Consider the following 24,452-nt stretch of genomic DNA (forward strand, 5'->3'; position numbering starts at 1 on the left):
GTCACTCCGCGTAAATGGGCTTGCGCCCATCGGTGGGTGTGGCCGCGCCGGTCTCGGCCGTGAGGCTGAAGAAAGGCGAGGCACCGCTGGATGCCGCCAGTTGTTGCGCAATGCTGAGCAGTTCGGGCGCGAGCTCGGCCATTTTTTCGGCCGTGAAGCGCACGGTGGGGCCTGCGATGGTCAGCACGCCAAACGCCGGCTGACCGGCAAATCGCACCGGTGCGGACATCGCCGACAAACCTGCGGTGTAGGTGTCGGTGGTCAGGCTGTAGCCGCGCTCGCGGGTCTGGGCCACGGCGTCCATCACCGCTTGCAAGCTGGTGGGAGCGGCAGGACCAAATTGCTCGGGTGAGCCCAAGCCTTGTTTGGCCACCAAGGCCAGTGCATCGTTTTCGCTGAGCGTGGACAAGAAGGCCCAGCCCGATGAGGAGCAGGACAGGCGGGCATCGCTGCCCATGTCAGGGTCGTAACGCAGTCCTTGGCGGGCGCCTTGGGCACGGGCCACCCAGGTCAGGCGTTCGCCGTCGACCACCGACAAGCGCACCAGCTCGCCAGAAACCTCTGCCAGGCGGTTGAGCAGGGGTTGCGCGATGTCCACGATGCCGCTGTTGCTCAGATAACTCAGGCCCATGGACACCAGCTTGGTGGTCAGCAGGTAGTCGCCGTGGCCGCGTGTCTGTCGCACATAGCCCAGGCGCACCAGATCGGTCAGCAGGCGGTGCGTGCCGCTGCGGGGGATGTCGAGCCGGTCGGCAATGGCGGCCAGCTCCAGGCCTTCGCCGTGTTGTGAGAGCAATTCGAGAATGCCCAGGGTTCTTTCGAGAACGCCGCTCATGTGTGTTTCCTTGATGCCGTGAAGGTCGGGCAGGTTTGACGTTGGCCGTTGCGGGCCGCTTGCAGCAAGGCCAAAGTGGCTTGCAAGGTGCGCCAGCCGTCCAGTGCCGAGCAAATCGGCTGTTCGCGCCGCTCGGCCACAGCGCGGAAGTGGCGCAGCTGTTGCACGTACACGTCGATCTCGTGTACCCGGCTTTGCTCGCGCACCATTTCGTGGTGCCAGTGGCGCTCGCCTTCGTAGCGCCACAGCGCCAGATCGGGCAGCGACAGCGAGCCTTGCGTGCCCGACAAAAAGTGCGACTGCACGTTCTGGCGCGGGTACTGGCTTTGCTCTCCTGCACAAAAATCCCAGCACCAGGGCGAGACGGCGGTGTCCGAGACCGTCATCACGGCTTGCGTGCCGCCCGCAAATTCCAGCAGGGCCGAGCCGGTGTCTTCCACTTCAAAACCCCGCACGGCGCTGGACAGGCTGCCCTGCACCGCGCGCACATCACCCAGCAAAAACACCAGCATGTCGATGTCGTGGATCAGGTTGATCAGCACCGGCCCGCCACCGGCTTGGCGGCGCCAGGCCACGTCAAAGTAAGCCGCGGGTTTGTAAAAGTTGGCCATCACGTTGGCGCTGAGCACCTGGCCCAAGCGACCGTCCGCCACGATTTGGCGGGCCCTTTGCAAGATTGGGTTGTGGCGGCGGTGGTGGCCCACCAGCACCGGCACGCCGGTGTCTTGTTCGATCTGGATCAGGCGCTCGGCAGCGGCCAGCGTGTCGGTCACCGGCTTTTCGATCAGCACCGCCATGCCGCGAGCCATGCAGTCGGCGGCCACATCCACGTGCGTGGCGTTGGGGGTGGCGATCACCACGCCTTGGGGGCGGGTGGCCTCTAGCAGGGCCTGGTGCTTGTCAAAAACAGGGACGTTCCGCTCGGCGCACCACTGGCGACTGGCCTCGCCCGGCTCGGCCACGCCCACCAGCGCGAACTCGTGTGTTTTCAGGATGCGCTCGATGTGCGTCCGGCCAATCACGCCAGCGCCAATCACGGCCAGAGGGAACTTTTGCATGGGGCTTTGCAGGGTGACAAGGGGTTTCAATGGCGCAAGTATATTGATTTTCGGAAATAAATTCAAAAATGGAATCTAATTCCGTTTTTATGTATCATCGCGGCCATGAACACGAACAAGCCTTTGACTCTGGACGGTGCTTCGCGCATCCATTTCATCGTGGGTGACCCAATTGCCCAAGTCAAATCGCCTTCGGGCGTGAGCCAGTCTTTTCAGGATGCGGGGCTGAACGCCTTGTGCATCCCGGCCCATGTGGCCCCGGCCGATTTGGCCGCCTGGACGGCGGGCGTGTCGCTGTGCCAAAACGTGGACGGCATCATCGTCACGGTGCCGCACAAATTCGCTTACTTTGACTTGTGCGCCACCACCTCGGAGCGCGGCGCATTTTTGAAATCCATCAACACCTTGCGCCGCAATGCGGATGGCTCTTGGCATGGCGACATGTTTGATGGCCAAGCCTATGTGCAGGCTTTGGCTTTGAAAGGCCTCAAGCTGGCGGGCCAAAAAGCCTTGCTGGTGGGCGCAGGCGGAGCGGGCTCGGCCATTGCGTATGCGCTGGCCACAAGCGGCCTGCGGGAACTGGCCATACATGATGAAGACACGGCACGGCGCGATGCCTTGATGCAGCGCTTGACCTCGCTGGGCCAGTGCAGTGTGGTCGCTGGCAGCAGTGACCCCACGGGCTTTGACATCGCCATCAACGCCACGCCCATGGGCATGAAAGAAGGCGATCCGCATCCCATCGATTCGAGCCGCTTCACGCCCGACATGTTTGTGGGCTGTGTGATCACCGCGCCGGCTGTGCCACCGATGATTGCCACAGCCCGTGCGCTGGGTTGCAAGACCCTGACGGGGACAGAGATGTTCGCCCAAGTGAAAGACCTGATGGTCGAATTTTTGATGGGGAAATGAGATGCAAGTCCTGAAGAACGGTTTGGATGGCTTGAAAGACGGCACCGAATTTGACCTGGTGGTCATCGGTGCGGGCGGTGCGGGTTTGTCGGCGGCGTTGTTTGCCGCCATCGATGGCGCCAAAGTGCTGGTGGTCGAGCGCACCGAATTTGTGGGCGGCACCACCGCCTGGTCAGCGGGTACGACCTGGGTGCCGGGCACGCACCACGGTTCAGCAGTCAACCCAAACGACACCCTGGCCGATGTGACGACTTACCTGAACCATGCTGTGGGCTCGCAAGCGCCAGCGGCCTTGCGTGACGCCTTTTTGAAGAGCGGTCCCGAGGCCGTGGCCAAGATCGAAGCGCAGACCCCAGTGAGGTTCCGTCCTTACCCCAAGCATCCGGACTACATCAGCGATTTGCCTGGCTCGACCTTGAATGGCCGTGCGTTGGAGCCCGTGCCTTTCGATGGCCGCTTGCTGGGGGAATTGTTCCCGCTGCTGCGCCCGCCAATCCCTGAATTCACGGTGCTCGGCGGCATGATGGTGGACCGCACCGACATCAACCATTTGCTGGCCATGACCCAGTCCTGGCCCTCGTTCAAGCATTCGCTCAGCATCCTGTGGCGGCATCTGCGCGATCGCCTGTCCCACGCCCGCGGCACCCGTTTGGTGATGGGCAATGCCTTGGTGGGCCACTTGCTGTATGCCTTGTCCAAGCAAGGCACGGCGACCTTGGCGCTCAAGACCTCGGTTGATGCACTGGAGCGCGACGACAAAGGCCGGGTGGTGGCCGTGCGTTTGAGCAGCGCCACCGGCAAGGCCCGCGTGCTGGCCAAGCATGGCGTGGTGCTGGCCAGTGGCGGCTTCAACCGCGACCCGGTTTTGCGCGCTGAAAAATTGCCCGGCATTCCCGCCGAGTGGTGCCCCGCCGCTCCCGGCCACACCGGCGAGGCGCAGGCTTTGGCACGCGGCTTGGGCGCCGTTGAAGGGCAGGGCGCACAAAGCCCCGCCTTCTGGGCGCCGGTCTCTTTGCGAAAACGTGCCGATGGCAGCACGGCGGTGTTCCCGCACTTTGTGATGGACCGCGCCAAGCCCGGCATGATCACCGTCAACCAAGCCGGTGCGCGCTTTGTGAACGAGAGCACTTCGTACCACCTGTTTGCGCTGGGCATGCAGTCGGCGCAGCAAGCCATTCCCGCTTATTTGGTGGCCGATGCCAAAGCCCTGCGTCAATACGGCATGGGCATGGTGCGCCCTGGTGGCAAAGGGCTGGCGCCGTTTCTGGCCGATGGCTACCTGACCGAAGCCGCCACGCTGGATGCATTGGCCCGCAAGCTGGGCATCTCACCCGAGGGCTTGGCCCAATCGGTGGCACGCAACAATGCTTTTGCCCAGACCGGCGTGGACACGCAGTTCCAGCGCGGTGTCACGGCTTACCAGCAGAACATCGGTGATGCCGCAGCCGGTGGCCGCAATCCCAATTTGGGCCAAATCAGCGAAGGCCCTTACTACGCCGTCAAGCTCTACCCCGGCGACATTGGCGCAGCGCAAGGCCTGCAGACCAACGAACATGCGCAGGTGCTCCATGCACAAGGCCAGGCGATTGACGGTTTGTATGCCGTGGGCAATGACATGAATTCCATCATGGGTGGCGTGTACCCGGCCCCCGGCATCACGATCGGCCCTGGTTTGGTGTTCGCCCATTTGGCGGCCCGGCATGCTTTGTCTTCGCCCGCCAAACTCGGGTCTAACCCCTAATACGTTCGATCATCGATCGTATTTGCGCGATCATTGAACTATCGGCCCCACCCACTTCGCCAAGATGATGGAAATGCCCACTACATTCCCATCACCTTGCCCTGCATGGAAAAACGTTTTTTCAACCCACTGGCCGTGCAAGCTGGCCTGATTCCACCAACGAGGAGACCTCTGTGAAAGCTACCCTGAAAACCCTGGCCGTCTGCGCTGCATTGGCCGTGTCTGGTCTGGCACAAGCCCAAGACATCAAGATCGCCAACATCGTCGAACTGTCCGGCCCTGGCACCACCGCCGGCACCGTGTTCAAGAACGGCGTGGAACTGGCCATCAAGGAAATCAACGCTTCGGGTGGCATCTTGGGCAAGAAGATCAGCTACACCACGGAAGACACCCAGACCAACCCGGGCGTGGCCAAGGGCTTGACACAAAAGGCCGTGGACAACGACACCTTCGCCATTTTTGGCCCCGTGTACTCCGGCTCCATCATGGTTTCCATGGCCGAATCCAAGCGTGGCGAAACACCCAACTTCACCGGCGGTGAAGCGGCAGCCATCACCGCACAAGGCAACCCCTATGTGTTCCGCACCGCCTTCGGTCAGAGCGTGTCTTTCCCCAAGTTGGCCAAGTTCATCAACTCCAAAGCCAAGACTTTGGCCATCGTCTACGTGAACAACGACTTCGGCAAAGGCGGTCGTGACACCCTGACCAAACTGCTGGAAGGCACCTCCACCAAGATCGTGGCCGACATCTCGACCGATGCCGGTCAGGTGGACTTCTCCGCTGCCGTGCTCAAGGCCAAGCAAACCGATGCCGACGCGATCTTCGTGTACACCAACGAAGAAGAGTCGGCCCGTGCCCTGCGCGAGTTCCGCAAGCAAGGCGTCAAAAAAATGCTGATCGGTGAAACCACACTGACCGGTCAGAAAGTGATCGAGCTGGCCGGTGAAGCCGCCAACGGCGCTTTGGCCCACGTGGGTCTGACGGTCGATGCACCCGCGTTCAAGGCTTTCGGTGCCAAGTACAAGGCCGAATACAAATCTGAGTCGGACCACAACGGCATCAAGGGTTACACCGGCATGTACGTGCTCAAGGCCGCGATGGAAAAAGTTGGCAAGGTCGACCGCAAAGCCACGGCCGCAGCGATCCGCAACAGCTGCTTCAGCGCCAAGCAACACCCCGGCATCCTGATGGACGTGTGCTTTGACGACAAAGGCGATCTGGACCGCGAAAGCTTCCTGGTCGAGGTGAAGAACGGTCACCCCGTGATCAACGCCACCTTGCCTGCGTTGAACGCCAAGAAGTAATTGGCGTTTTGAAAACGAGGCGGGCTCCTTTGGGGCCCGCCTTTTTTCCGGCCAAGCGGGCCGCTTGAGCCCGCGCAGGCGGCCTTGGAATGGCCTGCACCCCCCGTTTTCGGAGTTCACCCATGACCGACTTTTTACAACTCTTCTTCAGTGGCCTGGCCACCGGCAGCATTTATGCGCTGGCGGCTTTGGGCTTCACTTTGCTGTGGCAAGCGTCCGGCACCATCAATTTTGCGCAGGGCGAATTCGTCATGCTGCCCGCCTTCATGATGGTCATGCTGATGGGCTCGGGCCTGTCGCTGTATGTGGCGTTTGCCTTGAGCATCGTGCTGTCGGTTCTGATTTTGGGCTGGTTGTTCAAGCGCGGTCTGGTGGATCCTCTGTTCAAGTACGGCATGATGCCCATCGTCGTGGCCACCATCGGTCTGTCGATCGCCATGCGCAACGGCGTGCGTGCGGGCTACAGCGCGGAGCCTCAGCCCTTTCCGCAGGTCTTCCCTGATGTGATTTTTGACGTGGCCGGTGTGACGTTTTCCGCCGGTGACGTGGGCACCTTTGTGTTTGCCATGGTGCTGGTGCTGGTCACGCAAGCCTTTTTGAGCAAGACCGTCACGGGCCGCGCCATGCAGGCGGTGGCACAAAACACCGAAAGCGCTTCGGTGTTGGGTATCAACGTGCCGCGCATGATTTTCTACACCTTCGCCATCAACGCCATCCTGGCCGCTGCGGCCGCCTTGCTGGTGACGCCCACGTATCTGGCCAAGTTCGACATGGGTGAGGGCTTGGGCAACAAGGCCTTTTTTGCCGCCATCATCGGCGGCTTCAACAACTCTCGCGGTGCGCTGGTGGGCGGCTTGCTGGTGGGTGTTTGCGAGAACCTGGCTGCGGCCTACATTTCACCCGCTTACAAAGACGCGGTGGCTTTGGTCATTTTCATGGTCGTGATCCTGTTCAAGCCCCAAGGCCTGCTCGGCAAGAAAGAGGAGCGCAAAGTATGAAAAAGCTCAACCTGTTGTTCGCGCTGCTCGTTTTGGCCGCGCTCATCATCGTGCCGGGCTTCCTCAAGAACTACGGCATCCACATGTTCACCACCTGGCTGGTGTTCATCATCGCCACCATGGGCCTGAACTTGACGGTGGGTTACGCCGGTCAAAAGTCGCTGGGCCATGCCGCTTTCTTTGGCATCGGGGCTTACACCGTGGCCATCTTCCTCAAAGCCGGTTTGAGCTTCTGGCTCGGCCTGCCGATGGCGGCCTTGTTCTGCTTTGTGGTGGGCTTGGCCCTGGGCTTTCCGGCACTGCGCGTGCAAACCATCTACCTGGCCTTTGCCACCTTGGGTTTCAACACCGCCTTGTGGCTGGTGATGCGCAACGAAGAGTGGCTCACGGGCGGCACTTACGGCATCAACAACATCGCGCGTCCCAGCCTGGGCGGCATCAGCTTCGATGGCAACTTGGCTTATTACTATCTGGTGCTGTTTTTCACCATCGTGCTGGCGCTGCTCTTGTGGGGCCTGCTGCGCTCGCCCTGGGGCAAGGCCTTCACGGCGCTGCGTGACAACGCCATCCGTGCCGAGAGTCTGGGCATCGACACCCGCAGCTACACCTTGCTGAGCTTTGCCATCGGCGCGGTCTATGCCGGTGTGGCCGGAGGTCTCTATGCCTCGCAAGTGCAGTTCATTGACCCGGCTCTGTTCACTGTGGGCGCGTCCATCATGATGTACCTCATGGTGGTGGTCGGTGGCCCGGGCTACTTCTTGGGCCCGATTCTGGGCTCGGCGGTCGGCGTGGTGTTACCTGAATGGTTGCGCTTTGCGCAAGCCTGGTATTTGTTCGTCTTCGGTGCGTCGGTGGTGGTGCTCATGATCTGGTTGCCTGATGGCTTGCTCAGCATTCCGGACCGCCTCAAGGCGCGCCGGCAATCACGCGCTGCTTCGGCCGCTCGCGCTGCCCAAGGAGTGAAAGCATGATCCAGCCTGTCCTCAAAGTCAGCAACATGAAGAAGGCCTACGGCGCCATTCAGGCCGTGGGCGGTGTGTCTTTCGAAGTGCGCCCCGGCGAAATCTTTGGCGTGATCGGCCCCAACGGTTCGGGCAAGACCACCTTGTTCAACAGCATGCTGGGCCAGATCACCCCGGACGAGGGCAAGATTGAGCTCAACGGCCAGGACGTGACCACACTCGGCCCGCTCGAATTGAACCGCCGTGGCGTGGGCCGCACCTTCCAGACCCTGCAGGTGTTTGGCAAGATGACCGTGCGCGACAACCTGATCGTGGCCGCGCAAGAGCACCAGGGTTCCATGTTCAGCCGCATGTTTGCGCCCACCGATTCGGGTTTGGGTGCCAAGGCCGATGCCCTGATCGACCAGTTCCACATCCGCCATGTGGCCGACAAGAAGGCCGGTGAGCTGAGCTATGGCCAGCAAAAGCTGGTGGACATCGCCATGGCGTTCATGAGCGAGCCCGATCTGGTCTTGCTGGACGAGCCTTGCGCCGGTGTGAACCCTTCCCTGGTGGGCGGCATCAGCACTTTGCTCAAAGAGCTGAATAAGACACGCAAGGGAAGTTTTGTCGTGATCGAACACAACATGGACTTCGTGATGGACCTGTGCCACCGCATCATGGTGATGGTGGAGGGCCAGGTTTTGGCCATCGGCACGCCCGACGAAATCCGCGCCAACAAGCAGGTGCTCGACGCCTATTTGGGGAACTGACATGACAGCAGCAACAACAGACACCTGCATCGAATTCGACGACGTGGTCGCGGGTTACAAGGATTTCATGATCCTGAACAACCTGTCTTTCAAAGTGCCCAAGGGCTCGATCACGCTGCTGATCGGCCCCAACGGCGCAGGCAAGTCCACCGTGCTCAAAACGCTGTTCGGCTTGCTCAAACCTCGCCAAGGCAAGGTCTTGCTCAACGGCAAGGACATCACGGGTGCCACGCAAAAAGCGCTGTTGGCCGATGGCATCGCTTTTGTCCCGCAAGGCCGCAACCTGTTTGGCCAGCTCAGTGTGTATGAAAACCTGGAGCTGGGCGGCATCACGCTGGGCATGAAGACCACGCACGAACGCATCCCGGAAGTGCTGGAATTCTTCCCACGGGTGAAAGAGCGCATGAACTCACGCGCCTCGGCCCTGTCGGGCGGTGAGCAAAAGCAGCTGGAGATCGGCCGCGCCTTGCTGCTGCGCCCCAAGGTCTTGCTGATCGACGAGCCCTCGATTGGCTTGTCGCCCATGGTGGTGCAAGACGTGTTCAAGCTGCTGCGCAAGCTGGCCGACCAGGGCACCACGGTGCTGATGGTGGAGCAAAACGTCAAGAGCGCGCTCAAGTATTCGGACAACGCCATCGCGTTGGAGTCGGGCCGTTTGGTGCTCTACAAATCGGCTGCCGAAATTTTGGCCGATCCGCAAATGGAACGTCTGTTTTTGGGTGGTGCGCACACCACTGCGGCCGCTTCGGTCTGAGACCGGTTCGCCATCGCCATCACGACAGCGGCGCCCTTGTGATCTGCACCTCAAAGTTGGGACACCCATCCCAACTTTGAGGTGTTTTTCATGGGGAGGGGAGCGCGCCATTTCAGCAGGTTGCAGGCGGGCAAGCTGCGTTGCGAAACATCCAGGCTTGCTGGCCTGTGGTGTCCTCAGCAGTAAAGGGTAGGCCCATGCCGGTTTGTGCGTACACCTTGCGGTGTCCCAGCCCAAAAGGCATAGCCGTGCATGTGTAGACATTCATACCGTTTGATCAGTGGTCGGTGCAACGCAATTGCCAGAACATGACTTCTCAGTGGATGGCCATGGTGCAAGCCTGATCTGCTCAAGCAATCAAGGTCATTCGATGTTCAACAGCGACGCTTGGCAGCCGTTGCGATGTACCGAAAGATCGAGATGAATTACCCCTTCGTTGACAGTGCGCGTCAAAACCGAATTCTGGCCGGTATCCCCTTGAGCGACTACGCCCGCATGGCCGAGCATCTCAAGCCGGTCGATTGGGTATCGGGTCAGGTGGTGTGCGAGCCGGGGGATGCGCTGGATTTTGTGTATTTCCCGACCAGCTGCACCGCATCGCTGGTGTCCAACACGCAAGACGGTGATTCTTCCGAGCTGGCCATGATCGGCCGTGATGGGATGGTGGGGGTGTCGCTGGCTTTGGGCAGCACGTCCATGAACCACCGTGTCATGGTGCAGTGCTCGGGAAGAAGCTACCGCATGCCGACCCATGTCTTCGTCGAGGAGTTGTCCCGTTGCAGTGCACTGCAACAGCTGGCGCTTTGCTATGTGCAGGTCTTGATCACCCAGATGTCGCAAAGCATTGTGTGCATCGGACACCATTCGGTCATTGAGCGGCTGTGCTATTGGTTGTTGACCAATCAGGATGCCTTGGACAGTGACCAGCTGCGCGTGACACACGAGATGATCTCCAACATGCTGGGGGTTCGCCGTGAATCGGTCACGCAAGCCCTGGGCAAGTTGCAGGCGGCGGGTCATGTGGCCAGTGGGCGCGGCAAAATCGCCATCCTCGACCGGGGTGGTTTGACCTCAGGGGTGTGTGAGTGCTTTTCTTTGGTCAATGCGGAAACCAGCCGCTTGTTTGAACACGTTGGGCGCATGGGCGATTTGCCTCCCTTGCGGTCTGTGGACGATGGCTGTTCAGAGCCCGAAGATGGCACGCTGTTGCAAAAGTACCAGGACGCCTACGATTTCGCGCCCGTTGGCTTTGTGAGCTTGAATGCCCAAGGGCAGGTGGTGCAGACCAATTTGGCGGGGGCCATCATGCTGGACATCCAGCGCTCTCAAAGCCGGGCCAAACCATTTCAGAACTTCATCCAGCTTTCGGACCAACCTCGGTTTGCCGATTTTCTGGAAGAAGTGCTCAGTGGCAAATGCCGACGTCATTGCGAAATCACTTTGTGCGGAACCGATCACCGGGCCGAGATCATGGTGCGCATCGAAGCCACGCTGGACGATGAGGGGCAGGAGTGCCAATTGGTGCTGATCGATGTGACGCAGGAAAAACGCGAGGCGGCCCAAAAGCTGGCGCGTGAGCGTGAGCAGCAGGAGATGCTGGTCAAGCAGCCTTACATGGTCTGGTTCAAGGACCCCGAAGGGCATTTGATTTCGGCCAATGCCAATTTGATCGACAACTGGCACCAACTGGCGCAGCCGGGGCGGCTTGAAAAAGTGGATGCGCAAAGCATGCCTTGGAACTTTTTTGACAGGTCCTCACAGCCGTCCGCTCGCCCTGAGCTGTGAGCTTTGAGCGGGGCTGCTCGGGCGCTCAGAGCAAGGGGCGCAAATTGCGGGCGGCCTCCTGCATCACCGGCAGCAGGCGGTGCAGGGCATGGTCGGTCACTTCGCGGTTGATGGGCATGGTCACGCTGATCGCTCCGTGGGCGACGTTGTTGCGGTCCAGCAGCGGCACGGCGATGCCCCGGAAATTCAGCTCCAGCTGCTGCTCGGACACGGCCCAGCCTTGGCGCTTGAAGTGGATCAGTTCCTGGCGCAAAGCGGCCTTGCTGGAGACGGTGTACGAAGTGAACGCGCGCAGTTCATGCGTGTCCAGCCACTGGTCCATCGCCGCTTCGTCCATGCTGGCCAGCACAGCCAGGCCGGCCGCCGTGACTTGCACTTGCATGCGTGAGCCGGGCAGGTAGCCACTGGAGGTGTGGCGGTGGCTGTCGCTGCGGGCGATGAAGACGGTGTCGTCACCATCGACCACGCCCAGGTAAGCGATCTCTTCGGTGCCTGCGGTGATGCGCTGCAAAAACGGTTGCACCAAGCGTGGCAGGCGGGCGGACTCCAGGTAGGCATGACCGAGTCGCAAGATGCGCGGCATCAACCAAAAGAGCTTGCCGTCTGTGCCCACATAACCCAGATGCGCCAGTGTTTTCAGGTAACGGCGTGCGGCCGTGCGCGTCATGTTGCAACGCAGTCCGGCTTCGGTGGCGGTCAGGCGGGTGTGGGCCGCGTCAAAGGCTTCGATGATGGACAGGCCTTTTTCAAGACCGGCAATCCAGTCACGGGCATCGAGTGATGTGGTTTCGGTGGGGGGCAAGGCAAGCTCCAGTGGGGGTGTGCGATTATCGAACATGGGTGTGCGCTTTGCCGTCTTGCTTGGCCCGCTCCTGCTGGCCTGATCGGCATTTGCCACTAAGATCAGTGCATGAAACACCGCAAATTAGGCCCCTTCAACGTCAGCGCCATTGGCCTGGGCTGCATGAACCTCAGCCATGCTTATGGCGCCCCCGTCTCTGCCGAACAAGGCGAGCGGGTCTTGCTCACCGCGCTCGACCAGGGCGTGGACTTTTTCGACACCGCCGCTTTGTATGGCTTCGGTGCCAACGAAATGCTGGTGGGCCAAGTGCTGAAGCCGCACCGCCAGAAATTCACCCTGGCCAGCAAATGCGGCATGCAAGGGGTGGACAAGGGCGATGGCACCAAGGTGCGTGTGATCGACGGCCGGCCCGAGACGATCAAAAAGACCTGCGAAGACGCATTGCGTCGCCTGCAAACCGAGGTGATCGACCTGTACTACCTGCACCGCTGGGACAAGAGCGTGCCCATCGAAGACAGCGTGGGCGCTCTGAGCGATTTGGTGCGCCAGGGCAAGATCCAGACGATCGGCCTGTCGGAGGTGTCGGCCAGCACGCTGCGCAAAGCGCATGCGGTGCACCCGATTGCCGCCGTGCAGACCGAGTATTCGCTGTGGACGCGCAACCCCGAGATCGCGGTGTTGCAGGCCTGCCGCGAATTGGGCACCGCCTTTGTGGCTTTCAGCCCGGTGGCACGTGGCTTTTTGTGCGGTCCGCTGGACCTTGAAAATCTGGACGCCAAAGACATCCGCCGCACCATGCCGCGCTTTGCGCCTGCCAATTACGCCGCCAATCTGAAGCTCTTGCCCGCCTACAACGCGCTGGCGCAAGAGGCCGGTTGCAGCCCCTCACAGCTGGCGCTGGCCTGGTTGCTGCACAAGGGCGAAGACATCCTCCCGATCCCGGGCACCACCTCGGTCGACCATTTGCTGGACGATCTGGCGGCGGTGGATGTGCTGCTCGATGCCAGTTTGATCACGCGTGTGGAAGCGCTCATCAACCAGAACACCGTGGCCGGTGACCGCTACAACGACCAGGCCAACAGCGAAGTCGATACCGAGGTGTTTGCCTGAAGGCTCAGTCGCCCGAGCAGCGTTTGGCGGCATCGTTCATGCCGTCGCGGTCGATCGGGAAAAAGCCAGCGATGTTGTATTTGTTGAAGTGCGCATAGCTGGAAAAAGCCATGCTCCAGTCGGTAAAGTGCCGCTCTTGAAGAGGCCCACGGGACAGCAATTCGATGTCGTGGTGCCGTTCATCGCGCAGCAGGCTTTGCCACAGACCTTCGATGGACGAGGGCGGCCCTTCGATGCATTGCACAAAGATTTCTTCGGTGTAGAGCAGGTGCCCCGTGATGTTCAGGCGCTTGTTTTTCTCGCGGCACAGGCTCAACAGGTTGAACAAATGCAGACTGCCCAGCTTGTGGGTGGTTTTGGAGCGGTAAACCAAGCGTTCTAACACGGTGAAACTCGGGCAGAAATGAATCCTGCCGAATTATCCGGACCTGCATTGTTTGAAACTGACAGCGCCAAAGGCACCGCCCAGCCCATCGCTCAGGCGTCGGGCTGTGCGCCTGGTGCCGCTTTTTGGAACGCTTCCAGCGCGTTGCAAGCTTTCTCAACCGCGCAGATCAGGGGCCAACGTGTCAGGTCCACCTTGAAGCGGCGCGAGCTTTCCACTTGCGGGATCAAATACACATCGGCGAGGGTGGGCGTGTTGCCAAAGCTGAATGCACCGCGCTTTGTGTCGGCGGCCAGCAGGGCTTCATAGGCGTCAAAGCCCGCGCTGATCCAAGTGGCGCACCAGGCGTTGATGGCGTCTTCGTTGGCGCCGAACTGCTTGCGCAAAGTTTCCAGAATGCGGCGGTTGTTGAGCGGGTGGATGTCGCAGCCCACAATCGCCGCCAGCGCACGCACATGGGCACGTTCGTCAGAACCTGCGGGCAGCAGGGCAGGGCTGGGGTACTTTTCTTCCAGCCACTCGATGATGGCGGGCGACTGGATCAGCACTTGCTCGCCGGTGTCGAGCGCGGGCACCAGCTGCTGCGGGTTGACCGACTTGAAGGCGTCTTTCAGGTGTTCTTCGACCCGCAGATCGACGGCCACATAGTCGGTGGCGATGCCTTTGAGGTTGAGCGCAATGCGCAGGCGGTGCGAGGTGCCGCTTCGGAAAAAGTTGTAGAGCTTCATGGACGGTTCATTGTTTGTCATTGCGAGCAAAGCGCGGCAATCCATGCATTGTGATGGAGGTCCGCACTTTTCTGATGGGCAGCCGCCTTACTCGGCAGCGCCAATCGTCAGCGCCACCTCGGCCACGCCTTCGACACGGCCGGTGATCTGGTCACCGGTCACCACCGCACCCACGCCTTCGGGTGTGCCGGTGTAGATCAGGTCGCCGGGTTGCAGGTGGTAGTAGGTCGACAAGTCGGCGATGATTTCGCGGATGTTCCAGATCAGCTTGTCCACGTTGGACGATTGCTTGGTCGTGCCGTTGACTTCGAGGGCAATGGCGCCGTTCTCGATCACCACGCCGGGCATGGGCACGATCTCGGTACAGACCGAGCCTTGCTCGATGTCCTTGCCCGTGTCCCAGGGGCGGCCCTTGTCGCGTGCCACCAGTTGCAGGTCGCGGCGGGTCATGTCCAGACCTGCGGCGTAGCCATACACCAGTTCATGCGCGTTGGCTTCGCTCACGCGAAAACCTTCTTTGCCAATGGCCAACACCAGCTCCATCTCGAAGTGGTAGTTGCTGGTGCGGGGAGGGTAGGCCACGGTCGCGCCGCTTTCTACCAGGGTCTGGGGCGACTTGGTGAAGTAGAAGGCTTGCTCAACGCTCTTGTCGACCGGACGGCCCATCTCGACGGCGTGTGCATGGTAGTTGCGGCCCACGCAGAAGATGCGGTTGATGGGGAAGCGCTCGGTTTTGCCGCGAATGGGCAAAGATTGAACGGCGGGCGGGGTGAAGAGGTAAGAGGTCATTGAGTGGTTTCAGTGTTTGTATTTTTTGAATTCGTCATTGCGAGCGAAGCGTGGCAATCCATTGCTGGATCGCCACGTCGCTTCGCTCCTCGCGATGACGGTGGTGCGTCATGTCAGCCGCGGTTTTCGTACACACCCAGCTTGCGGTGCAGCGGCGATTCGTCGGCGATGAAGATGAAGGCTGCTTGATCGGCCTTCATGTTTTTAAGCGTCACGGCCTCATAGCCGGGCGCGCAGCAGGTGTCGGCTTCGGCCAGTGTGAAGGTGCTGGCCACGATTTGCGCTTGCACCGCGCCTTCGATGACGTGGAACACCTGGGCGGGCGAGCGGGCAGGCAAGCGCAGGGTTTGGCCAGGGCGCAGCATCAGGGCGTAAAAGCCCAAGATGTTTTCAGCGTCGCCGCCGGTTTCGGGGTTGGTGTAGGTCACTTGCACCTGCTCCAAACCGGTGTTGTCAGCGGCCAGCGCCTCCAACGCCGCTTTGGCATCTTTCCAGGCGTAGCGCAGCATGGGGTAGGCCTTTTTGCTGCGATCAAACACATGGCTGGGCACCACGCCGCCACGTGCGTACTGCTGGTCGCTGCGGCCAGGCTGCACCGTCTGGCGGTCGCCGTTGATGTGGTAGCTGGCTTCCATGTAATAGACCAGAGGCAGGTCCAACACGTCCAGCCAGATGACCGGGTCGGTGCCGTCATGGCCGTGCTCGTGCCACAGGCCCGTGGGCGTGAGGATCAAGTCGCCCCGGCTCATGGGGCATTTCTCGCCGTCCACCGTGGTCCAGGCGCCTTCGCCCTCGACCACCATGCGCACCGCGTTGGGCGTGTGGCGGTGGCTGGGGGCCCACTCGCCGGGCATGAGCAGTTGCATGCCCAAGTACATGGCGGCTGAGGCCTGCATTTTGTCCAGACCATGACCGGGGTTGGCCAGCACCAGCACGCGGCGCTCGGCTTTTTCGATCGGGGTCAACTCGCCCGCTTTGAGCAAGAGCGGCTTGATGTCTTTGTAAGCCCAGCAAGTGGGCTGGGTCTGGCGCGTGGGCACCTTGGGCGGCAGCACGCCGCGCAGGCTGGGCCACAGGGGCACCAGATTCAGGTCGCGCAGGTCCTGCACATAGTCTTTGGGCAGGTCTTCGATTCGTCCGAGATCGTTCATTTTTGTCTCCGTGCAATCAGGTGTTTTGAGCGGCATCGAGGCAGTTGCCCACGTTCCAGCCGTACAGCCATTCCATCGCATCATAAAAGCGCTCTGCGCCCCGGCCGCGCCACAAGTCATTGCGCACCAAGCGCTCCACACCCTTGGCATGGTAGATGCGGCCCATCTCTCGGCTCGATAGCACGATGCGGGCCGTGCGGGCCACGCGGGCACGTTGGTACATGTCCAGTGCTTTCGGCCAGTTGTTGTGGTGCGTGCGCAGGGCTTTGCCCAAAGTGACGGCGTCTTCCATGGCCATGCAAGCGCCTTGGGCCATGTATTGGGTGGTGGGGTGGGCGGCGTCGCCCAGCAAAGTGACGCGGCCATAGGTCCATTGGCCAATCGGCTCGCGGTCGGCGGTGGCCCAGCGCTTCCAGGTTTTGGGCAGGTCGATCAGCTGACGTGCCTTGGGGCAAATGCCCTGAAAGTAGCTTTGCACTTCTTCTTTGCTGCCGTCCTTGACGCCCCATTCTTCTTGTTCGCGGCTGTGGAAAGTCACGACCACGTTGTATTGCTCGCCGCCGCGCAAGGGGTAGTGCACCAGGTGGCAGTTGGGGCCCACCCATATGGCGGCGGCGTTCCATTGCAGGTCTTGCGGAAAGTCTTTTTTGTCCACCACGGCGCGGTACACCACATGGCCCGTGACGCGGGCCGGGTCGCCCACAAACTGCTCGCGCACCACCGACTTGACGCCGTCGGCTCCAATCAAAGCGCAGCCCTTGAAGGCTTTGCCGTTCTGGTCCCATACGGTCACGCCCGTGTCGTCTTGCTCGATGCGCACCACGCGGGTGTTGGTGTGAAACTGCACTTGACCGGTTTCTTGCGCGCCTTCGAGTAAGGACAAGTGCACATCGGCCCGGTGGATCACGGCGTAGGGGTTGCCAAAGCGCTGGCGGAATTTTTCGTCGGTGGGGATCTTGCCGACTTGGTACTCGTCGATCGCGTCGTGCATCACCATGTAGTCGGTGTACACCGCACGGCCACGGGCCTTGTCGCCAATGCCCAGGGCGTCAAACGCGTGGAAGGCGTTGGGGCCGAGCTGGATGCCCGCGCCGATCTCGCCGATTTCGGGGGCTTGTTCCAGCACGGTGACCAGAAAGCCTTGACGCACCAGGGCGAGGGCTGCGGCCAGTCCGCCAATGCCACCACCTGCGACGATGACGGGGAGTTGGGAAGGCGTTGTACTCATGGAAGCTCCATTGGGTGAACATGAAGAAAGTGGTGAGATTATAAGCATACTTATTAATTTCATGGAATCACGCACAAGTGACTTCTGATCATGGAAAACCCTTGACCCACGGGCTCACGTGGCGGGGTTTCCCTTGCCAAAGTAGGCAAGGGAAACCCCTGCTTCTTCGACCGTGAATGCCACATCCAAAACGACTAGAATTTCCCGACCGCTCGGTTGGTTAATTCATTTGGACCGGGCTTTGTTCAATTTAGAAAGCTCACCCTATGTCCCAAGTCCTGCAAAGTTTCATCGGTGGCCAATGGATCGGCCAACAAGGCGCGCAAGCCCTGCGCAGCGCCCTCAACGGCCAGACGGTTTACCAAACCCATGCCAAAGCACTCGACTTTGGTGACGCGGTGCATTACGCCCGCACCGTGGGCCTGCCCAACTTGCTCAAGCTCGACTTTCAGGAGCGCGCCCAGCGCCTCAAAGCCCTGGCCAAGTACTTGGGTGAGCACAAAGAGCAGCTGTATGCCATCTCGGCCCACACGGGCGCCACGCGTGCCGACAGCTGGGTGGACATCGAAGGCGGTGCGGGCACCTTGTTTGCCTATTCCGGCATGGGCAGCAACGAGCTGCCCAGCGGCAACCTGATCCACGAAGGCCCGGCTTTCCCGCTGGGCAAAAAGGGCGGCTTTGCGGGCACGCACATCCTGGTGCCGCGTGGTGGCATCGCGGTGCACATCAACGCCTTCAACTTTCCCATCTGGGGCCTTTTGGAAAAGTTCGCACCCAGCTTTTTGGCGGGCATGCCTTGCATCGGCAAACCCGCATCGTCGACCAGCTACCTGACCGAAGCCATGGTGCGCTTGGTGGAGCAATCGGGCATCTTGCCCGCAGGCGCTTTGCAGCTGGTGATCGGCTCCACCGGCGACCTGCTCGACCGCCTGAACGGCCAGGACGTGGTGACCTTCACCGGCTCGGCCGACACCGCCGCCATGCTGCGTGTGCACCCCAACGTGGTCAAGCACAGCATCCCCTTCAACGCCGAAGCCGACTCGCTCAACTGCGCCATCCTCGCGCCCGATGTGACGCCCGATGACGAAGAGTTCGACCTGTTCGTGAAAGAAGTCGCCCGTGAAATGACTGTCAAAGCGGGCCAGAAGTGCACGGCGATTCGCCGCGCCATCGTGCCGCGCCAGCACCTGGATGCCGTGGCCGAAAAGCTCAAGGCCCGTTTGGCCAAAGTGGTGGTGGGCGACCCTTCCGTCGAAGGCGTGAAGATGGGCGCGCTGGCCTCACATTCGCAGCAAGCCGACGTGGCCGAGCGCGTGGCCTTGCTGCGCCAAAGCGCTGAGCTGGTGTTTGGCGGTGGTGCTGATTTCAAGCCTGTGGGTCAGGGCGTCGAAGGTGGTGCGTTCTTCCAGCCCACGCTGCTGCTGTGCCAAAAGCCTTTGCAGACCGACAGCGTGCATGACGTGGAAGCCTTTGGCCCTGTGAGCACGCTCATGCCTTACGACGGCATCGACGAAGCGCTGCAACTGGCCGCTCGCGGCCAAGGCAGCCTGGTCGGCACGCTGGTCACCAAAGACCCGCAAATCGCAGCCCGCATCATTCCGGTCGCCGCAGCGTTGCACGGTCGCCTGCACATCCTCGACCGTGAATCGGCGGTGGAGTCCACTGGCCACGGCTCACCCCTGCCACCCCTCAAACACGGCGGCCCCGGCCGCGCAGGCGGCGGTGAAGAATTGGGCGGCATCCGCGCCGTCAAGCACCTGATGCAACGCACCGCGCTGCAAGGCTCACCCACCATGATCGCCGCCGTCACGGGCGAGTACATGCGCGGCGCCAAGTTGATCGAGACCGAAGTCCACCCCTTCCGCCGCTACTTTGAAGAGCTGCAAATTGGCGAGAGCCTGCTCACCCACCGCCGCACCGTGGGTGAGGCCGATATCGTGGCCTTTGGTGGCCTGTCAGGCGACTATTTCTACATGCACTTCGACGAGATCGCGGCCAAAGATTCGCCTTTTGGCAAGCGCATCGCGCACGGTTACTTCGTGCTGTCGGCTGCGGCGGGCTTGTTTGTCTCGCCCGCCCCTGGCCCGGTGCTGGCCAACTACGGCTTGGACACCCTGCGTTTCATCAAGCCCGTGGGCATTGGCGACACCATCCAGGCGCGCTTGACGGCCAAGCGCAAGATCGACCGCCAAAAGAAAGACGCGAACGGCGTTGGTCAAGGGGTGGTTGCCTGGGACGTGGAAGTCACCAACCAGCTGGGCGAAGTGGTGGCCAGCTATGACATCTTGACCTTGGTGGCCAAGAAGGGCTGATGGGTTGGGGGCATGGATCCTCGGGTCAAGCCCGAGGATGACGAGTTCATTGCTGTCATTCCCCGGCTTGACCGGGGAACCCATCTTCTGAGAAGCCCGCTGACAATACCCCCATGAATTGGTACGACCGTCACTTGCTGCCTTACTTGATCGACATCGCCTGCGGCCTGCCCATGGTGCAAAAGCAGCGCCGCCAGTTGGTGCCGCAAGCCCATGGCCGTGTGCTCGAAGTGGGCATGGGCACCGGGCGCAATTTGCCGTTTTACGACCGCAGCCGCATCACCCGCTTGGTGGGCGTAGACCCTGCCATGCAGATGCACCGTCTGGCCCAAAAACGCAGCCGAGAGGCGGGCATCGAAGTGGAGCTGATGGGCCTGTCGGCGGAACAATTGCCCGCAGATGACGCCAGCTTTGACACCGTGGTCTGCACCTACACCCTGTGCAGCATCCCCGATGCGGCGCAGGCTCTGCGCGAAATGCGCCGGGTGCTGGTGCCGGGGGGCAAGCTGCTGTTTTGCGAGCATGGCCGCGCGCCCGACGCCAACGTGCGCCGCTGGCAAGACCGTTTGCAGCCGCTTTGGGGTCCGCTGGCGGGTGGTTGTCATCTGGGGCGCGACATTCCCAGTTTGCTCGACACCGCAGGCTTTGCCGCCACCACGCAAGCGGCTTATTTGGCAGGACCGCGCCCGATGACTTTCCACTATTGGGGCGAAGCCCAAGCGTCTTGAACTCACAAGGATCGAACATGAAAGCGGCGTACCTGACCGGCCACGGCGGCAACGAAGTGGTCACCATGGGCGAAAGGCCCATGCCAGAGCGTCAACCGGGCGAGGTGCTGGTACGCATGCACGCGGCCACACTCAACCGGGTGGACCTGTACATGCGCGACAGCGGCGCGGGCATCACCCACACGCTGCCGCAGACCATGGGGCTCGATGGCGCGGGCGTCATTGAGGCGCTGGATGAGGGCGATCACGGCCTGCACATCGGGCAAGCGGTACTGGTGTACCCCGCCGTGGTGTGCGGTACCTGCGAGTTTTGCCAAAGAGGCGAAGAGGTGCTGTGCACCCGCATGAGCTTGCTGGGTGAGCACCGCGACGGCACTTTGTCTGAATACATCAGCGTGCCCGCCCGCAACTTGGTGCCCATGCCCGATGGCTGGAGCTTTGAAGAAGCGGCCGCTCTGGGCGTGAACCACCTCACGGCCTGGCGCATGTTGACCAGCCGCGCCCGGCTGCAAGCGGGCGAGACGGTGCTGATTTTTGGCATCGGGGGCGGTGTGTCATTGGCAGGCCTGCAGCTGGCCAAGGCCATTGGTGCACGCGTCTTTGTCACCTCCACCAGCCGGGAAAAATTGGACCGTGCGCTGGCGCTGGGGGCCGACGCCGCCATCCACAGCCGCGAACAGGACGTGGTGCAGGAAGTCATGCGCCTGACCGGCAAGCGCGGGGTGGATGTGGTGTTCGAAAACGTGGGCGCGGCCGTTTGGGACAGCGCCTTGCGCTCGGCCGTGCGGGGCGGGCGCATCGTGACCTGCGGCGCCACCACCGGCGACCAGCCCGGAGCCGATCTGCGCCGGGTGTTCATCCGTCAGTTGCAGATCCTGGGCTCGACCTTGGGTAATCTGGCGGAGCTTCAACAACTCACCCAGTTTTGCCAGCAGCAGGGCGTGCGGCCCCTCATCGAACACACGTACGACCTGGACGAGATCCATGCGGCACTGGATCGCCTGGCCAGTGGTCAGCAGTTCGGCAAGCTGGCGGTGCGCATCCGGGGATAATCCATGCCATGAGATCTCCCATTGCCGTTGTTGACGTTGACCGTTGCGAAACTTGGACCCGTTACAAAAACGGCTTGTGCGACAGCTGCGCGGCCAATTGCTGCACGATGCCGGTCGAGGTCAAGATGGCCGATCTGGTGCGCCTGGAGCTGGTGGACCCGTTTGAAGCCGAGCACGAAGACCCCAAGCAGATCGCCAAGCGCTTGTCCAAGGCGGGGTTGATCGACCACTTCAATTTTAAAAACAGCATCTTCAGCCTGGCCCGCCGTGCCAGTGGCGATTGCCAGTTTTTGGACGCCAAGACGCGGCGTTGCACGGTCTACGACAAACGCCCCAACACCTGCCGCTTGCATCCCCAAGTGGGGCCACGCCCGAACCATTGTCCTTACGGCAACAGAGCACAGTCGCGTTGAAAGCCGCTCGATCAAGGGCGTCCAGACCGTGACGCCCCGGTCAGTTTGGGTCAAAAATAGGGTGTTTGATTTGTAGCGATTTTCATGGGGTTTTCGCTGGAACCAAATGGTCGGGCAGCGTGAGGAGTTCCTGGAGACTCAAGGGCTTTGAATAAAAAAAGCCCTGAGCTTGTTGGCAACCCAGCTTGATCAGTGTGTCTTGCTGAAATCGGTTTTCAACGCCTTCCGCCGTCACCTCCAGCCGCAGCGATTGCGCCAAAGCCAGAATTCCGGAAATGATTTTGATGTTTTCTTCCCGCTCCATGCCGGCTGTGAATGACATGTCAATTTTCAATTTTTGAATCGGCATGCTGGCCAAACGGAAAAGGGATGAATAGGACTTGCCGAAATCATCGATCGCGATTCGTACGCCCAACCGCATGATGGCTTGAAGTTGACTGGCCAACTCTTGCGCACTCAGGGCGAAATCCGTTTCTGTGATTTCCAGCACAAAACCATCCAATCCATTGTCAAGTTCTGACGCCAGATGTGTCAGCATCGTCAACAGACGTTTTCCGGACAGCAGTTGAGGTGATGAATTCAAAGCGATGGTCGCGCCCGGAAAGCGCGTGCGTATCGCGCGGCTGTCTTGGATGATTTGGGCGAACAAGTTTTGTGTCAGTGGGTCTATGGCGCCCGATTGCTCGGCCAAGGGGATGAACTCTGCTGGGCTGACCATGCCCAGTTCTTCGTCATGCCACCGCGCCAAGGCTTCAACCCCAATGATTTTCCCGGTGAGCAGATCCACTTCGGCTTGGTAATGCGGGAAGATGCGGCCTTCGCGAATGGCCACGGCCAGCTTGCTGTCGACTTTGCTTTTTCGGGAGGTGGCCGCCAGCATCTGGGCATTGAGCCATTGGATCTGATTGCGCCCGGATTCCTTGGCACTGAGCAGCGCTGTATCCGCATAGATCAGCAGCTCATGGATCGATCGGGAGTGATCAGGAAACAAAGCCGCTCCCGCACTGAAAGTCGCAGTGATGTGCACGGTGCCCATGTGGTTGACGTTGAAAACAGCGGGTTTGAAAATCAGGTTCAACTTGTCCTGAAAATCGGCGAGCGGTTCATGAACATCCAGCACGGCTATGAATTCATCGCCCGAGCGGCGACATAAGAAATTGCCTGTGGGCAGCTTGGCTTTGAGATGTTGTGCGATTTGGCGAATCACCTCGTCGCCTTGATCGTGCCCAAATGTGTCGTTGATGTTTTTGAAGTTGTCCAGGTCGATGAACAACATGGCAAATTTCGACGTATCCCCTTTTTGTTGGATGTATTTCAGAAATCCCCGGTAATTTGGCAATCCGGTCAATTGGTCTTCGTTCAACAGATCCTTGAGTTTTTTTTCCGCCTCCCGAATGGCCCGGATGTCTGAAAAAACAGAAACATGCCCCTGACTCATGCCATGGGCATCCAGCAAAGTGGACACCGACAGCAGCACAGGCAAGGGCGTTTTCTGTTTGCTTAAAAAATAAGTTTCACCACGCCAGGTGCCGCGTTCCCGCACGCTTTCGGCAATAGTTGGAAAATCGATGCTCATCTCGTCCTGGATGTACAGCCGACCGGCAGGGTGGTTGAGCAGTTCGTCTTTGGTGTAACCGGTCATGTCTGTCAATGCGGTATTCACCTCCACCACCAGACCCTGTTTGTTCGTGATCAAAATGGCCTCAGCCGCGGTCTCGAACACCCTAGAGAAAATCGTCTGTTTCTGCGTTGCCAGTCTTTGCTTTTCCAGCATGCTTTGCAAGGCGTTTGACACCTTGGCAATTTCATCGCCGGTATGGTCAATGAGGGAGCCATCACCCCGTCCCTCGACGGTGTCAGAGGCCAGTTGCACAAGATCGTCGAGCCTGCGTGTGGTGCGTTCTGAAAAAAGTCGGGTCCAGCGCCTGAGCCCAAAAAACAGCAGGCCTCCACAGGCCAATGAGGCCCCCAGCCCTGTCATGACAAACAGGAAAGCAGATAAATAACTTTGTTGCAGTTGGATGTGGATGGCGTAGTCTTTGCCGACATCGTTCCATTCAAATTTGAATGCATCGCTGTGCTTGGAAAGATCAGACGCGGTTTCTACAAATGGCGAAAGGCTGAACTTGATATTCAAGTCATCAGGAAAATTCAGCGTGGTCATGATCTTGTCGAGATCCATGTGCAGCAAAACCACGCCGAGGGTGCTGTCCGTGAAGTTGGCCGAGATCGGCATGCTGGCCGTCAGATAGTCGGTCTGGTCAATGCTGACCACTTCCAAATGGGGCTGGCTGTCGTCAATTGTTCTCTGGATATTTGAAGGGTTGTCCAAAAGCAAACCCACAGCGTTGCTGCTGTGGATGAAAAATCTGCCACGGTAATCAAGAAGGTCAAACTTGTAGTACTTGTTTTGATTGGATTTTTCCAACAGCGGCAGGAGATACGAAGCCCTTCCCACCGAGTCAGTCAGCCCGGTCCAGACCCCGGGAGACTGTGCCAAATCGTTGGCTTGTCGGAAGGATGCGCTGATTTCGGAACCCAGTCGTGTGGAGATCAATGCCTTGTAATGCCTGAACTCTTCTTGCTGGTAGAAAAAAATCCCGTAAATGGCCAAGAGCATGCTGATCGATGTCACCCCCAGGATGTAGGCACC

At 60.3% G+C, this 24,452-nt stretch carries 22 protein-coding genes; 13 read left to right on the forward strand and 9 right to left on the reverse strand.

Annotated elements, in window-relative coordinates; translation table 11 throughout:
- Position 1 precedes the first annotated feature (1 nt).
- Positions 2-835: an IclR family transcriptional regulator gene (locus tag B9Z43_RS10760; protein ID WP_108325286.1), complete on the reverse strand. Its 834-nt coding sequence runs from the start codon at positions 833-835 to the stop codon at positions 2-4.
- Positions 832-1,893, reverse strand: coding sequence for a Gfo/Idh/MocA family protein (locus B9Z43_RS10765; RefSeq protein ID WP_108325606.1), 1,062 nt, complete (start codon positions 1,891-1,893; stop codon positions 832-834). The genes B9Z43_RS10760 and B9Z43_RS10765 overlap by 4 nt, the downstream gene beginning before the upstream one ends.
- Positions 1,894-1,998: 105 nt before the next feature.
- On the opposite strand from B9Z43_RS10765, the gene B9Z43_RS10770 reads away from it, so the two are divergent.
- The 8 genes from B9Z43_RS10770 (at position 1,999) to B9Z43_RS10805 (ending at position 11,101) form a co-directional block, all read left to right on the forward strand.
- Positions 1,999-2,805: a shikimate dehydrogenase gene (locus B9Z43_RS10770; RefSeq protein WP_108325288.1), complete on the forward strand. Its 807-nt coding sequence runs from the start codon at positions 1,999-2,001 to the stop codon at positions 2,803-2,805.
- A gap of 1 nt (position 2,806) precedes the next feature.
- On the forward strand, positions 2,807-4,546 hold the full coding sequence (locus tag B9Z43_RS10775; protein WP_108325291.1) for an FAD-dependent oxidoreductase: 1,740 nt from the start codon (positions 2,807-2,809) through the stop codon (positions 4,544-4,546).
- Positions 4,547-4,719: 173 nt separating this feature from the next.
- Positions 4,720-5,850 (forward strand): ABC transporter substrate-binding protein, encoded by a 1,131-nt coding sequence (locus tag B9Z43_RS10780; RefSeq protein WP_108325293.1) that lies wholly within the window; start codon positions 4,720-4,722, stop codon positions 5,848-5,850.
- Positions 5,851-5,972: 122 nt separating this feature from the next.
- Positions 5,973-6,848 (forward strand): branched-chain amino acid ABC transporter permease, encoded by an 876-nt coding sequence (locus B9Z43_RS10785; RefSeq protein ID WP_108325296.1) that lies wholly within the window; start codon positions 5,973-5,975, stop codon positions 6,846-6,848.
- Positions 6,845-7,819: a branched-chain amino acid ABC transporter permease gene (locus B9Z43_RS10790; protein ID WP_108325299.1), complete on the forward strand. Its 975-nt coding sequence runs from the start codon at positions 6,845-6,847 to the stop codon at positions 7,817-7,819. The genes B9Z43_RS10785 and B9Z43_RS10790 overlap by 4 nt, the downstream gene beginning before the upstream one ends.
- Positions 7,816-8,562 carry an ABC transporter ATP-binding protein gene (locus tag B9Z43_RS10795; protein ID WP_108325301.1) on the forward strand — a complete coding sequence of 249 codons (747 nt, stop codon included), beginning with the start codon at positions 7,816-7,818 and terminating at the stop codon, positions 8,560-8,562. The genes B9Z43_RS10790 and B9Z43_RS10795 overlap by 4 nt, the downstream gene beginning before the upstream one ends.
- A 1-nt stretch (position 8,563) precedes the next feature.
- Positions 8,564-9,316, forward strand: a complete 753-nt coding sequence (locus B9Z43_RS10800; RefSeq protein ID WP_108325304.1) for an ABC transporter ATP-binding protein — start codon at positions 8,564-8,566, stop codon at positions 9,314-9,316.
- A 420-nt stretch (positions 9,317-9,736) separates the two neighbouring features.
- Complete coding sequence (locus tag B9Z43_RS10805) at positions 9,737-11,101, forward strand: helix-turn-helix domain-containing protein (RefSeq protein ID WP_158270104.1); 1,365 nt, start codon at positions 9,737-9,739, stop codon at positions 11,099-11,101.
- Between the two features lie 25 nt (positions 11,102-11,126).
- Here B9Z43_RS10805 and B9Z43_RS10810 read toward each other — a convergent pair whose 3' ends face one another.
- Positions 11,127-11,939, reverse strand: a complete 813-nt coding sequence (locus B9Z43_RS10810; RefSeq protein ID WP_108325609.1) for an IclR family transcriptional regulator C-terminal domain-containing protein — start codon at positions 11,937-11,939, stop codon at positions 11,127-11,129.
- A 72-nt stretch (positions 11,940-12,011) separates the two neighbouring features.
- Between B9Z43_RS10810 and B9Z43_RS10815 the strand changes: the two genes are divergently transcribed.
- On the forward strand, positions 12,012-13,013 hold the full coding sequence (locus tag B9Z43_RS10815) for an aldo/keto reductase (protein ID WP_108325309.1): 1,002 nt from the start codon (positions 12,012-12,014) through the stop codon (positions 13,011-13,013).
- A 4-nt stretch (positions 13,014-13,017) separates the two neighbouring features.
- Here the strand turns inward: B9Z43_RS10815 and B9Z43_RS10820 are convergent, their stop codons facing one another.
- The 5 genes from B9Z43_RS10820 to B9Z43_RS10840 form a co-directional block, all read right to left on the reverse strand.
- Complete coding sequence (locus B9Z43_RS10820) at positions 13,018-13,398, reverse strand: BLUF domain-containing protein (protein WP_158270105.1); 381 nt, start codon at positions 13,396-13,398, stop codon at positions 13,018-13,020.
- 92 nt (positions 13,399-13,490) lie between these two features.
- Positions 13,491-14,126 carry a maleylacetoacetate isomerase gene (maiA, locus tag B9Z43_RS10825; RefSeq protein ID WP_108325314.1) on the reverse strand — a complete coding sequence of 212 codons (636 nt, stop codon included), beginning with the start codon at positions 14,124-14,126 and terminating at the stop codon, positions 13,491-13,493.
- 87 nt (positions 14,127-14,213) lie between these two features.
- The gene (locus tag B9Z43_RS10830) at positions 14,214-14,915 is read right to left on the reverse strand and encodes a fumarylacetoacetate hydrolase family protein (RefSeq protein WP_108325317.1); all 702 of its coding nucleotides are present in this window, start codon (positions 14,913-14,915) and stop codon (positions 14,214-14,216) included.
- A gap of 113 nt (positions 14,916-15,028) precedes the next feature.
- On the reverse strand, positions 15,029-16,066 hold the full coding sequence (locus tag B9Z43_RS10835; RefSeq protein ID WP_108325320.1) for a cupin domain-containing protein: 1,038 nt from the start codon (positions 16,064-16,066) through the stop codon (positions 15,029-15,031).
- A 16-nt stretch (positions 16,067-16,082) separates the two neighbouring features.
- Positions 16,083-17,294 (reverse strand): 3-hydroxybenzoate 6-monooxygenase, encoded by a 1,212-nt coding sequence (locus B9Z43_RS10840; protein WP_108325322.1) that lies wholly within the window; start codon positions 17,292-17,294, stop codon positions 16,083-16,085.
- A gap of 266 nt (positions 17,295-17,560) precedes the next feature.
- On the opposite strand from B9Z43_RS10840, the gene paaZ reads away from it, so the two are divergent.
- From paaZ to B9Z43_RS10860, 4 genes are all read left to right on the forward strand, one after another.
- The gene (gene paaZ, locus B9Z43_RS10845) at positions 17,561-19,606 is read left to right on the forward strand and encodes a phenylacetic acid degradation bifunctional protein PaaZ (protein ID WP_108325325.1); all 2,046 of its coding nucleotides are present in this window, start codon (positions 17,561-17,563) and stop codon (positions 19,604-19,606) included.
- Positions 19,607-19,719: 113 nt separating this feature from the next.
- Positions 19,720-20,334 carry a class I SAM-dependent methyltransferase gene (locus B9Z43_RS10850; protein WP_108325327.1) on the forward strand — a complete coding sequence of 205 codons (615 nt, stop codon included), beginning with the start codon at positions 19,720-19,722 and terminating at the stop codon, positions 20,332-20,334.
- Positions 20,335-20,351: 17 nt separating this feature from the next.
- The gene (locus B9Z43_RS10855; RefSeq protein ID WP_108325330.1) at positions 20,352-21,386 is read left to right on the forward strand and encodes a zinc-binding dehydrogenase; all 1,035 of its coding nucleotides are present in this window, start codon (positions 20,352-20,354) and stop codon (positions 21,384-21,386) included.
- Positions 21,387-21,394: 8 nt separating this feature from the next.
- Positions 21,395-21,799, forward strand: a complete 405-nt coding sequence (locus B9Z43_RS10860; protein ID WP_108325333.1) for a YkgJ family cysteine cluster protein — start codon at positions 21,395-21,397, stop codon at positions 21,797-21,799.
- 82 nt (positions 21,800-21,881) lie between these two features.
- Here B9Z43_RS10860 and B9Z43_RS10865 read toward each other — a convergent pair whose 3' ends face one another.
- Positions 21,882-24,434, reverse strand: coding sequence for a bifunctional diguanylate cyclase/phosphodiesterase (locus B9Z43_RS10865; RefSeq protein ID WP_233253958.1), 2,553 nt, complete (start codon positions 24,432-24,434; stop codon positions 21,882-21,884).
- Positions 24,435-24,452 lie beyond the last annotated feature (18 nt).

Origin of the sequence: Limnohabitans sp. MMS-10A-192 (genome assembly GCF_003063335.1) — a bacterium.
In the GTDB taxonomy this organism is placed as follows: domain Bacteria; phylum Pseudomonadota; class Gammaproteobacteria; order Burkholderiales; family Burkholderiaceae_C; genus Limnohabitans_A.

Bases quoted from the DNA above. Each gene is read 5' to 3' on its own strand.
- B9Z43_RS10805 (WP_158270104.1), top strand. From the start codon at position 9,737: ATGAATTACCCCTTCGTTGACAGTGCGCGTCAAAACCGAATTCTGGCC.
- B9Z43_RS10760 (WP_108325286.1), bottom strand. From the start codon at position 835: ATGAGCGGCGTTCTCGAAAGAACCCTGGGCATTCTCGAATTGCTCTCA.
- B9Z43_RS10815 (WP_108325309.1), top strand. From the start codon at position 12,012: ATGAAACACCGCAAATTAGGCCCCTTCAACGTCAGCGCCATTGGCCTG.
- B9Z43_RS10785 (WP_108325296.1), top strand. From the start codon at position 5,973: ATGACCGACTTTTTACAACTCTTCTTCAGTGGCCTGGCCACCGGCAGC.
- paaZ (WP_108325325.1), top strand. From the start codon at position 17,561: ATGTCCCAAGTCCTGCAAAGTTTCATCGGTGGCCAATGGATCGGCCAA.
- B9Z43_RS10855 (WP_108325330.1), top strand. From the start codon at position 20,352: ATGAAAGCGGCGTACCTGACCGGCCACGGCGGCAACGAAGTGGTCACC.
- B9Z43_RS10770 (WP_108325288.1), top strand. From the start codon at position 1,999: ATGAACACGAACAAGCCTTTGACTCTGGACGGTGCTTCGCGCATCCAT.
- B9Z43_RS10835 (WP_108325320.1), bottom strand. From the start codon at position 16,066: ATGAACGATCTCGGACGAATCGAAGACCTGCCCAAAGACTATGTGCAG.
- B9Z43_RS10840 (WP_108325322.1), bottom strand. From the start codon at position 17,294: ATGAGTACAACGCCTTCCCAACTCCCCGTCATCGTCGCAGGTGGTGGC.
- B9Z43_RS10800 (WP_108325304.1), top strand. From the start codon at position 8,564: ATGACAGCAGCAACAACAGACACCTGCATCGAATTCGACGACGTGGTC.
- B9Z43_RS10860 (WP_108325333.1), top strand. From the start codon at position 21,395: ATGAGATCTCCCATTGCCGTTGTTGACGTTGACCGTTGCGAAACTTGG.
- B9Z43_RS10810 (WP_108325609.1), bottom strand. From the start codon at position 11,939: ATGTTCGATAATCGCACACCCCCACTGGAGCTTGCCTTGCCCCCCACC.
- maiA (WP_108325314.1), bottom strand. From the start codon at position 14,126: ATGAAGCTCTACAACTTTTTCCGAAGCGGCACCTCGCACCGCCTGCGC.
- B9Z43_RS10775 (WP_108325291.1), top strand. From the start codon at position 2,807: ATGCAAGTCCTGAAGAACGGTTTGGATGGCTTGAAAGACGGCACCGAA.
- B9Z43_RS10830 (WP_108325317.1), bottom strand. From the start codon at position 14,915: ATGACCTCTTACCTCTTCACCCCGCCCGCCGTTCAATCTTTGCCCATT.
- B9Z43_RS10790 (WP_108325299.1), top strand. From the start codon at position 6,845: ATGAAAAAGCTCAACCTGTTGTTCGCGCTGCTCGTTTTGGCCGCGCTC.
- B9Z43_RS10765 (WP_108325606.1), bottom strand. From the start codon at position 1,893: ATGCAAAAGTTCCCTCTGGCCGTGATTGGCGCTGGCGTGATTGGCCGG.
- B9Z43_RS10850 (WP_108325327.1), top strand. From the start codon at position 19,720: ATGAATTGGTACGACCGTCACTTGCTGCCTTACTTGATCGACATCGCC.
- B9Z43_RS10795 (WP_108325301.1), top strand. From the start codon at position 7,816: ATGATCCAGCCTGTCCTCAAAGTCAGCAACATGAAGAAGGCCTACGGC.